General features: G+C 36.5%; 12 protein-coding genes. 9 read left to right on the top strand and 3 right to left on the bottom strand.

Features of this window, described 5'->3' with window-relative positions; genetic code table 11:
• The 5 genes from ACEWK1_RS17250 to thrB form a co-directional block, all read left to right on the top strand.
• On the top strand, window positions 1-190 hold a 190-nt coding region (locus ACEWK1_RS17250), incomplete at its 5' end, for a hypothetical protein (RefSeq protein ID WP_416636535.1).
• A gap of 21 nt (window positions 191-211) precedes the next feature.
• Window positions 212-1,180 (top strand): 2-hydroxyacid dehydrogenase, encoded by a 969-nt coding sequence (locus ACEWK1_RS17245; protein WP_416636534.1) that lies wholly within the window; start codon window positions 212-214, stop codon window positions 1,178-1,180.
• A gap of 182 nt (window positions 1,181-1,362) precedes the next feature.
• On the top strand, window positions 1,363-2,661 hold the full coding sequence (locus ACEWK1_RS17240; RefSeq protein ID WP_416636533.1) for a homoserine dehydrogenase: 1,299 nt from the start codon (window positions 1,363-1,365) through the stop codon (window positions 2,659-2,661).
• The gene (thrC, locus tag ACEWK1_RS17235) at window positions 2,661-3,719 is read left to right on the top strand and encodes a threonine synthase (protein ID WP_121665088.1); all 1,059 of its coding nucleotides are present in this window, start codon (window positions 2,661-2,663) and stop codon (window positions 3,717-3,719) included. Before ACEWK1_RS17240 ends, thrC begins: the two co-directional genes overlap by 1 nt.
• Window positions 3,716-4,636, top strand: a complete 921-nt coding sequence (gene thrB / locus ACEWK1_RS17230) for a homoserine kinase (protein WP_121663314.1) — start codon at window positions 3,716-3,718, stop codon at window positions 4,634-4,636. Before thrC ends, thrB begins: the two co-directional genes overlap by 4 nt.
• An 87-nt stretch (window positions 4,637-4,723) precedes the next feature.
• Here the strand turns inward: thrB and ACEWK1_RS17225 are convergent, their stop codons facing one another.
• Window positions 4,724-4,963, bottom strand: a complete 240-nt coding sequence (locus ACEWK1_RS17225) for a NifU family protein (protein ID WP_078431298.1) — start codon at window positions 4,961-4,963, stop codon at window positions 4,724-4,726.
• 292 nt (window positions 4,964-5,255) lie between these two features.
• Between ACEWK1_RS17225 and ACEWK1_RS17220 the strand changes: the two genes are divergently transcribed.
• Window positions 5,256-5,576 (top strand): YuzD family protein, encoded by a 321-nt coding sequence (locus ACEWK1_RS17220; RefSeq protein WP_121663313.1) that lies wholly within the window; start codon window positions 5,256-5,258, stop codon window positions 5,574-5,576.
• A gap of 38 nt (window positions 5,577-5,614) precedes the next feature.
• On the opposite strand, the gene ACEWK1_RS17215 is transcribed toward ACEWK1_RS17220, so the two are convergent.
• Window positions 5,615-6,682, bottom strand: a complete 1,068-nt coding sequence (locus tag ACEWK1_RS17215; protein WP_121663312.1) for an NAD(P)/FAD-dependent oxidoreductase — start codon at window positions 6,680-6,682, stop codon at window positions 5,615-5,617.
• 431 nt (window positions 6,683-7,113) lie between these two features.
• Here ACEWK1_RS17215 and ACEWK1_RS17210 point away from each other — a divergent pair, with 431 nt between their 5' ends.
• Window positions 7,114-7,350, top strand: a complete 237-nt coding sequence (locus ACEWK1_RS17210; RefSeq protein WP_098795538.1) for a YuzB family protein — start codon at window positions 7,114-7,116, stop codon at window positions 7,348-7,350.
• Between the two features lie 101 nt (window positions 7,351-7,451).
• Here ACEWK1_RS17210 and ACEWK1_RS17205 read toward each other — a convergent pair whose 3' ends face one another.
• Complete coding sequence (locus ACEWK1_RS17205) at window positions 7,452-8,144, bottom strand: DUF2225 domain-containing protein (RefSeq protein WP_251402813.1); 693 nt, start codon at window positions 8,142-8,144, stop codon at window positions 7,452-7,454.
• 293 nt (window positions 8,145-8,437) lie between these two features.
• Here ACEWK1_RS17205 and dapF point away from each other — a divergent pair, with 293 nt between their 5' ends.
• Both dapF and ACEWK1_RS17195 read left to right on the top strand, forming a co-directional pair.
• Window positions 8,438-9,295, top strand: coding sequence for a diaminopimelate epimerase (gene dapF / locus ACEWK1_RS17200; RefSeq protein ID WP_251402809.1), 858 nt, complete (start codon window positions 8,438-8,440; stop codon window positions 9,293-9,295).
• A gap of 87 nt (window positions 9,296-9,382) precedes the next feature.
• Window positions 9,383-9,697: HesB/IscA family protein (locus ACEWK1_RS17195; RefSeq protein WP_416636532.1), on the top strand; the 315-nt coding region annotated here is incomplete at its 3' end.

Here is a 9,697-nt window from a genome sequence, read left to right as displayed (position 1 = left end):
ATTCTTCAGGATAACCGGAAAAACTCCGTTTATATCCACCAACCGAGTTCCATTCTTCAGGATAACCGGAAAAACTCCTCTTATATCCACCAACCGAGTTCCATTCTTCAGGATAACCGGAAAAACTTCGATCGGTTACGTCCCTAGTAAGCAGCCATTGAAAATTATGGTAAAATATATATTGTCTTAAACTAACGTAAGAGGTGAGAAAATGAAAAGGCCTTACATATATGTAACAAGAAAATGCTCAGAAGAACAGCTGCAGCCACTTTATGAAATAGCTGATGTTGAAATGTGGCCTGAGAAAGAGAAGCCATGCCCTAGAGAGGTGCTGCTTGAAAAAGTAACAAACGCAGATGCTTTGTTAACGATGCTTTCTGATTCAATTGATCAGGAGTTACTAGACAAAGGAACTCAGCTTAAAGTTGTGGCCAATTTAGCGGTTGGATTTGATAATATTAATGTACAATATGCTAATGAAAAAGGGATAGTTGTATGCAATACTCCTGATATCCTTACAGATACAACAGCTGATTTAACGTTTGGGTTATTACTTGCATCAGCACGAAGATTAATAGAGGCAGCGGATTATGTAAAAGATAATCAATGGAAAAGCTGGGCTCCTCTTCTTTTAGCTGGTCACGATGTTCATCATAAAACGATCGGCATTGTTGGAATGGGGAAAATAGGACAAGCTGTTGCGAAGCGGGCAACTGGTTTTGACATGAAGATTCTTTATCATAATCGATCTAGAAATGAAGAAGCTGAAACAACATTAGGAGCAAAGTTTTGTCAGTTTGATGAGCTATTAAGTTCCGCTGATTTCGTTGTATGCCTTGCACCACTAACAAATGAAACAAAGAATCTATTTGATTTAGAGGCATTTAGGAAAATGAAAAAAACAGGAATTTTCATTAATGCAAGTAGAGGTGCCGTAGTAAGTGAAGAGGACCTTTATCATGCTTTAGTAAATAAAGAAATTGCAGCAGCAGGACTTGATGTGTTTCTACATGAACCAATACAGGCTGATCATCCTTTAGTGGGACTGAACAATGTTGTGGCACTTCCACACATCGGCAGTGCCAGTCTTGAAACGAGATATTCAATGATGAATCTTTGTGCAATGAATATTAAAGCTGTTCTAAGTGGAGAAGAACCTAAAACGAAAGTAACGATTTGATGATGTTTGAAGAAAAGGTTAATTATGTCCGTATTTTTAACTTGAAAACGTTTTTATTATAAAAACTGAAAATTCACCCTTGTAAAACAGTTCTTTACATTTTATAATGACAAGTATATTCATTGTGTCTTTTATGAGAGTACAATTGTACTTTATAGATAAACAAAAAGGAGTGGGATATTGTGGAGGCAATTCATGTTGGACTTTTAGGTCTTGGTACGGTTGGTAGTGGTGTTGTAAAGATTATAGAAGACCATCAAGATAAACTTATGCACCAAGTAGGCTGCCCTGTTAAGGTTAAAAAGGTTGTCGTAAAAACGTTAGAAAAAGAAAGACAAGTTCATATTGATAAAGAAATGCTTACAACAGATGTGGACGATGTGATTAAAAATCCTGAGATAGATGTTGTGATTGAGGTAATGGGTGGGGTTGAAGAAACTCGTAAACACCTCATTGAAGCACTGAAGGCTAAAAAGCATGTTGTTACGGCAAACAAGGATTTAATGGCTGTTTACGGAACAGAATTGCTTTCAATTGCAACTGATAACGGCTGTGACCTATTTTATGAGGCGAGTGTAGCTGGTGGTATTCCAATTCTACGTACACTTGCTGAGGGCTTAGCTTCAGATCGTATTACGAAGATGATGGGAATTGTTAACGGTACAACAAACTTTATTTTAACAAAAATGACAAAGCAAGGCAGTGCCTATGATGAGGTACTAAAAGAAGCACAAGACTTAGGCTTTGCAGAAGCAGATCCAACTTCAGATGTAGAAGGCTTGGATGCAGCAAGAAAAATGGCAATCCTTGCAAGACTAGGATTCTCCATGCATGTTGATTTAGATGATGTAAATGTTAAGGGGATTTCTAGTGTATCTGATGATGATATCAGCTACAGTAAGCGACTAGGCTACACAATGAAGCTAATTGGAATTGCAGAACGTGATAATGGAAAGATTGAAGTGTCTGTTGAACCAACATTATTACCAGAAACACATCCACTTGCAGCAGTAAACGATGAGTACAACGCTGTTTATGTTTATGGTGAAGCTGTTGGAGAGACAATGTTCTACGGTCCTGGTGCCGGAAGTCTTCCTACGGCAACATCGGTAGTTTCCGATTTAGTTGGAGTAATGAAAAATATGAGATTGAATGTGAATGGCCGCAGTGCTGTTGACCCTCAATTTGATAAACAATTAAAAAGTCCAGAGCATATTTACGCTCAGCATTTCTTAAGAATTAGTGCGAAGGATCAGGTTGGAGCATTTTCAAATATTACATCTCTTTTCTCAGAAAGAGGCGTGAGCTTTGAAAAAATCCTTCAATTACCTATTAAGAATAGTAACCTAGCAGAAATCGTCATTGTCACACATAAAGCAGCTCAAAGTGATTTTGAAGATATTTTACAGCAATTAAATGACTTAGAAGTAGTCGAAGAAGTTAAAAGCACGTATCGTGTAGAAGGGAACGGATCAATATGATGTGGAAAGGCCTTATCCAAGAATTTGCAGAATTTTTACCTGTAACTGAAAATACACCAAAACTTACTTTACAGGAGGGGAATACGCCTCTTATTCATCTACCTAAGCTATCTGAAAAGCTAGGTGTTGAGCTTTATGTAAAAACAGAGGGAACAAATCCAACTGGTTCTTTTAAAGACCGTGGTATGGTTATGGCTGTTGCAAAGGCTAAGGAAGAAGGCAGTGACACTGTTATTTGTGCCTCTACTGGTAATACATCTGCTGCAGCAGCTGCGTACGCGGCAAGAGCAAATATGAAGTGTATTGTTCTTATTCCTGATGGGAAAATTGCTTTTGGTAAATTAGCACAAGCAGTTATGTATGGAGCGGAAATTTACGCAATTCAAGGTAATTTTGATCATGCATTAACAATGGTTCGAAATATTAGCAAAAAATTACCGATTACATTAGTTAACTCTGTTAATCCATATCGTATCGAAGGACAAAAAACAGCTGCATTTGAAGTGTGTGAGCAGCTAGGCAGTGCACCTGACTATTTAGCAATCCCTGTCGGAAACGCTGGAAATATTACTGCATACTGGAAAGGCTTCAAAGAGTATAACGAAAAGAAACAAACAGGCCTTCCAAAGATTCATGGATTCCAGGCAGAAGGAGCAGCTGCAATTGTTCGTGGTGAGCCAATTGCAAATCCAGAAACTGTCGCTACAGCTATTCGTATCGGTAATCCAGCAAGCTGGGAAACAGCTGTTAAAGCGAAGGAAGAGTCTGAAGGACGTATTGACTCAGTAACAGATGAGGAAATTTTAGAAGCCTATCAATTAATTGCACGTGAAGAAGGTGTTTTTGCTGAGCCAGGTTCTTGTGCATCTATTGCAGGTTTAATCAAACATCGTAAATTAGGCTTAATTGCAGAAGGCAGTAAGGTTGTAGCTGTATTAACTGGAAACGGATTAAAAGATCCAAACACAGCTATTGATGTTTCTGAAATTAAACCGATTGTTCTTCCAAATGACGAAGAAACATTCCTTCAGCAATTAAGTGGAGTTACAGTACAATGACTGAAGGGGACATGTTAAAAATTACAGTTCCGGGGAGTACGGCTAATTTAGGTCCTGGATTTGATTCGGTTGGTCTAGCGTTAGGGAAATACTTAACGCTAGAGGTGAAAAAAGCAGATGAGCGTATTTTCTTACCGATGACAGACCATGTAAAAGACATCCCTACAAATGATCAAAACTTAATTGCCAAAGTGGCGATTAAGGTAGCAGAAAAATATAATCAAACATTACCAGCATGTGAAGTAAAGGTTTGGAGTGACATTCCAATGGCAAGAGGAATTGGAAGCAGTGCTGCAGCAATCATTGCTGGTATTGAGCTTTCAAATCAGCTTTGTGATCTTCAATTAACAGATGAAGAAAAATTACGGATTGCAAGCCTTGAAGAAGGACATCCAGATAATGTTGGAGCTTCTCTGTATGGTGGTCTTGTCGTTGGGCTTCATCAAGAAGACAAAACAGAACTGGTTTGTGTTAAAGAAGTGAATGTTGACGCAGTTGTCGTCATACCAAAATATGAGGTATTTACAAGCGATGCTAGAAATGTATTACCACAAGAGTTAGCTTATAAAACAGCAGTTGAAGCAAGTGCGATCAGTAATATGCTTATTGCAGGACTACTTACGAATGATTGGCATTTAGTAGGTAACATGATGAGCAAGGATCTTTTTCATCAGCCATATAGAGGAAAATTAATTCCTGAAATTCAAGCTGTTCAAGAAAAGGTCGAAGCACTTGGAGCCTATGGCTCTGCATTAAGTGGTGCTGGTCCTACTGTTATTTGCTTTATTGAAAGAGGCAAGGGAAGTGAATTGGCAGAAAAGCTGGCTCATGATTTTAAAAATTGTGATGTAGAGTGCCTAGATATTGATTTAGTTGGCTGTAGAGTAGAGCAGGTACAGGAAATAAAGAGTATATAAAAAACTCGCCAATTGGCGAGTTTTCCTCATATACAAGAGTGGAGATGGAATCAAAAAGACTGACACCTAAATGTCAGTCTTTTTGCATTAGAATACTTGTTCTACTTCTACCACACCTGGTACTTCTTCTAATAACGCACGCTCTATACCAGCTTTTAAAGTGATTGTTGAGCTTGGGCAGCTTCCGCAAGCACCTAAAAGGCGAAGTTTAACAATACCATCTTCTACATCTACTAATTCACAATCTCCTCCATCACGAAGCAAGAATGGACGAAGTTTATCTAATACTTCCTGTACTTGTTCAAGCATTGCTGTTTCAGTTGTCATTATAATCGACTCCTTTCCTTATCTATATTATATTTGAAATGAAGAGAAAAATCTAATCGTAAGATTGAATTTTCTAAGGCTTAATAAACCCAATATTACCATATAATCTTACTAAAGGTAAGGGAAAGGAACCTGTTTTCATTAGTAAGTATACCCAAATGCTGTCATGAAAATAGCCTAACCCCAAATATCTATAGCTAGCCTCAAGAATTCTTGAACAAGGTTCTTGTTAAGGATGGTAAGATAATAATATATCGACTACAATGAAGAAAAAGACTGTAGGTGAAGGAAAATGAAGACTGTTGAAATTAGTGTGTATGGTGCAGAGGTTCTTTGTCCAAGCTGTGTGAATTTACCATCAGCTAAAGAAACATATGAGTGGTTAGAAGCTGCATTAAGTCGAAAATATAAAAATCAACCGTTTAAGATCGTATATATTGATATTGACCAACCACAAGAAGAGCCCGATAAGCAGGAGTTTGCCCAAAAGATTCTTAATGATGATTACTTTTATCCACTTGTTGTTATTGAGGGAAAGGTGGTAGGTGAGGGAAGTCCTCGTTTAAAGGTAATTTGTGAAGAAATGGAACAGTATGGTTATATAGCTAACTAAATAAAACCACTCAAGTCCTAAGACTTGAGTGTTTCTAATTAACCGTTATGATATTTATACATCCAAAGTACCCCAGACTTTAATAGTCGTGGTACACGGCCCATTAAAGGTCTATCATTAACAAGTCCAAAGCCTTGCTTTTTCCCTAATGAACCTAATACACCTTTCAATTTAAAAGGTGGGAATGATTCTGGAAGAGGTTCGTTGTTCCACTTCTTTAATAGTACTTGGACAATCTGTTCAGCTTGCGCTTCTGCTAGCTGAGCGCTAGGGGCATGTGGAAGACTTGCGCAGTCCCCAACAACAAACACATCTTCGTGATTTGGTATAAAATGTTGTACAGTTAATACAACTCTTCCTTGATTATCCTTTTCAACTGGGAGATCTCGAACAACTTTATTCGGCTGAATTCCAGCTGTCCATACGATAGCATCACACTCAAAAGGTTGATCATGATTATATACAATGTTTGGTTCTACCTTCGTTATATTAGCTTCACTAATAATTTCAACACCATGCTCTGTGAACCATTTTTCAACATAACTACTTAAACGTTCAGGAAAGCTTGAGAGGATATGCTTACTGCGATCAAACAATTTAATGTTAAGGTCTTTTCGACTTTCTCGAAGTTCGCTGGCAAGCTCAACACCACTTAAACCTGCGCCAACAATTCCCACAGTTGCATCTGCTTTTAAATTATTGAGCACTTGGTAGGTTTCGCGTGACTGGTCAATACTTTGAATACTATAAGTGAATTCATCTGCTCCAGGTACGTTATGATATTTATCTACACAACCTAAACCAATGATTAAGTCATCAAACGCAACAGGCTCGTGATCATTTAATTGTACTTGTTTGTTTTCAAGATCAACAGACGTTACTTCTCCAAAAACGGAATGAAGTCTAGGGTGTTCTGGAAAAGATACCCTTATGTGATGATCTGAAATAGTACCTGCTGCAAGTGCATAATATTCTGTTTTTAAACAATGATAAGGATTTTTATCAATAAGAGTAATTTGAACATCTTCAGGCAATTGATTTGGAAGTAATCGAAGCAGTACACGCATACCGCCATATCCTCCGCCAAGTATGACTAGGTTCTTCATTTTTGATACTCCTTTTTCCCCACGTTTTTAATAAACTATAAATGCAAGGCCAAGAATATATACACAATATGTTCTATTCTTCTGACCAAATAAAAATGAATAATAAGGAAATAAATTTTTAAAAAGGAAACGTTTAGTTAAGGCTAGTCCTATCTGTATAGGTGAAAAATTATAATAAAAAGATACAACAATATTACTCTAAAAAAACGTTTTCTTTTTGTGTTAAAAAAATTTTTCCTTTATGGTACAACACAATTATGAATTATTTGTTTAGTGTTTACAATCATATTTCGTTTTTTTAACTAAAAAAATGACGAAAAAGCATCACATAATTGTTACTTGTAGTATTTATTACTAGATACCATAGAGTATAATAAAATTTGACGTTTATTTGTAATCCTATTAGGATTAAGCAGTAGAGAGGTGTTAAGATGAAGCCAATTATTGAATTTTGTATAAGTAATTTAGCACAAGGGGCTCAGGCAGCGTTAGAAAAGCTGGAAAAAGACCCTAATTTAGATATTATTGAATACGGATGTTTAAGCTATTGTGGCAAATGTGGACATTCTTTATATGCTCTGGTAAATGGGGAAGTTGTAACTGGAGATGACCCAGATGAGTTAGTTGAAAATATATATACGTTTTTAGAGGAAAATCCTATGTTTTAAAAACTTGTCTAATCGTACTACTTGAACGTAATAAAGCAGTTTGACATAGCTAATTATAACCAAAAACAAGCTGACCGATAAATGGTCAGCCTGTTTTTTCATTAACTTGATTTTACTTCACGCATTTCTGCCCAACGATCTTTAGCCATTTGAACAATACCTTTTTCAAGAGTGTCCTTTTGTTTTTCTATCACCTTTGAAAAATACTGTGTTGCCTGGCTAACTAGATCTAACCTTCTGCTTAAGTCTCCGATCAGATAAAGAAGCTTAATTTCTGAAAGCTGGGTTCCAGAATAGTCATCAACCATATAAGAGTGAACATATTCTTCAAGAGCTAGCCTTAAAAAGCGTTGCTCTTCCTCGTGGTTAATTTTTTCAGTACGAAATAACCACGATAATCTTAAATAGAGTCCCGCTAGTGCAACATGATTTTCTTTTTTTATACTAGCGCAGTAAATGGCTAGCTTGTAAGATTCTATCGCTGTATCAACGGTACGCTCAAAACAATAATTTCTTCCATTCCAATTGTCACAAACTTTTTGTTGAATCGTTTCTTTTGCCTTTGGAGGAAAATAAGTTGAGCATTCCTCAGAGGAAGAAAAGCCGCAGTTTGGACAAACAGAAACATAATATAAAAGCGGATTGATTTCTGTTGAAGTGTAATATGAACAAAAGTCCGTATCGTGCCGGTGTGCTCGAATAAATCTGGAAAGTACTTTTTTCGTATTATAATTGGTATTACACATTAAGCAACTAACTTTACGATCATACAAATGATGTAGTTCATTATTCATAAAGAATCACTCCTTTGTCTCGTCAAGAGTGGACATGTAGTACTACTTAACTAAAGTATATCAGAAAACTATGTAAAAAGGACTATTCGTCATTATATTTATGGGATTTTTTTGGTATAGAATCTATTGGTTTTTAGAAAGTTTTTTTATCTTAGAATTTTAGAAGCAGTCAAAAAAATAAAAGCTTCCTGAATAACAGGAAGCTTTTATTCTATAAAACGGGGGATAATTATATTGTTTTCAGATTTCCAACATTTTATACTAATAAAAATGAAGATATTTGGAGGATAACAATGAACTCATTTCAATTTACAAAAATGCACGGATTAGGAAACAACTATATTTATGTTAATACTTTTGAGGAACAGCTCGAAGAAGGCCAATTAGCCGACATTGCTAGACAGGTCTCAAATGTATATACAGGAATTGGCTCTGATGGTCTTATCTTAATATGTCCTTCAGATAAAGCGGAAGTTAAAATGAGAATCTTTAATAATGATGGCTCAGAAGGGAAAAATTGCGGAAATGGATTAAGATGTGTTGCTAAGTACGCTTTTGAGCATAATTTAGTTAAAGAGAAAACATTTAAAATTGAAACATTGTCAGGTCTTGTTGAGGCAACTATTCATGTTGAGGATAACCAAGTTAACCTCGTAACAATTGATATGGGATCACCGCGTTTATCAAAAGCAGAGATACCAATGGAAGGTGAGGGTTCTGAGCAAACCATATCAGAATCAATCGAATTCTCAGGACAACAATATGATGTAACAGCTGTTTCAATGGGGAATCCTCATCTTATTTTCTATGTGGATAATATAAATACAGCACCTGTTACAACACTTGGTCCTATCGTTGAAAAAGATCCTCGTTTTCCTGAAGGAGTAAATGTAGAGTTTGTAGAAGTTGTTTCCAAAAATGAGCTGCATTTTCGAGTCTGGGAGAGAGGCTCTGGAGTTACACAGGCATGTGGTACAGGAGCTTGTGCAGCAGTTGTATCTTCCGTGTTAAACAAACATACAAATCAAGGAGAAGAAACGGTTGTGCACCTCGCTGGAGGAGATCTAATGATTAATTGGACAAATGACGGAAATGTTTTAATGACAGGTCCTGCAGAAGTCATTTGTACTGGCACCTTTTATATTAAATAATCTATCGTTTCAATTATTTGAGTGAGTCCATACAATAGTTGTATACTAGTAGTATGATCCTTTCACATAAAGCAAGGAGGTATTCAGATGAGTGAAATTGTCAAAATTACAGAAGCTGCTGCTTATCAGATAAAAGATATGATGAAAGAACATGAAGAGGAAAATGCGTATCTTCGTGTTGGTGTTAAAGGTGGAGGCTGTAGTGGTCTTTCATATGGAATGGGATTTGAGCATGAAATAACGGAAGAAGATCAAGTTCTTGAACAACATGATATGACCATTCTTATTAAAAAAGAAGATGCGGCCATTTTAAATGGAACAATCATTGATTATAAGCAATCAATGATGGGCGGCGGCTTTACAATTGATAATCCAAATGCCATAGCAAGCTGTGGATGCGGA

The sequence above is a fragment of the Metabacillus sp. YM-086 genome (assembly GCF_048059995.1).
Taxonomy (GTDB): domain Bacteria; phylum Bacillota; class Bacilli; order Bacillales; family Bacillaceae; genus Metabacillus; species Metabacillus litoralis_B.
Note: the sequence above shows the minus strand (reverse complement) of the source record. Positions and strands in the feature narration are given on the sequence as shown.

What these genes read in the sequence shown, in the direction of transcription:
- ACEWK1_RS17245 (WP_416636534.1), top strand. Translation starts at nt 212, where the DNA reads ATGAAAAGGCCTTACATATATGTAACAAGAAAATGCTCAGAAGAACAG.
- thrC (WP_121665088.1), top strand. Translation starts at nt 2,661, where the DNA reads ATGTGGAAAGGCCTTATCCAAGAATTTGCAGAATTTTTACCTGTAACT.
- thrB (WP_121663314.1), top strand. Translation starts at nt 3,716, where the DNA reads ATGACTGAAGGGGACATGTTAAAAATTACAGTTCCGGGGAGTACGGCT.
- ACEWK1_RS17225 (WP_078431298.1), bottom strand. Translation starts at nt 4,963, where the DNA reads ATGACAACTGAAACAGCAATGCTTGAACAAGTACAGGAAGTATTAGAT.
- ACEWK1_RS17220 (WP_121663313.1), top strand. Translation starts at nt 5,256, where the DNA reads ATGAAGACTGTTGAAATTAGTGTGTATGGTGCAGAGGTTCTTTGTCCA.
- ACEWK1_RS17215 (WP_121663312.1), bottom strand. Translation starts at nt 6,682, where the DNA reads ATGAAGAACCTAGTCATACTTGGCGGAGGATATGGCGGTATGCGTGTA.
- ACEWK1_RS17210 (WP_098795538.1), top strand. Translation starts at nt 7,114, where the DNA reads ATGAAGCCAATTATTGAATTTTGTATAAGTAATTTAGCACAAGGGGCT.
- ACEWK1_RS17205 (WP_251402813.1), bottom strand. Translation starts at nt 8,144, where the DNA reads ATGAATAATGAACTACATCATTTGTATGATCGTAAAGTTAGTTGCTTA.
- dapF (WP_251402809.1), top strand. Translation starts at nt 8,438, where the DNA reads ATGAACTCATTTCAATTTACAAAAATGCACGGATTAGGAAACAACTAT.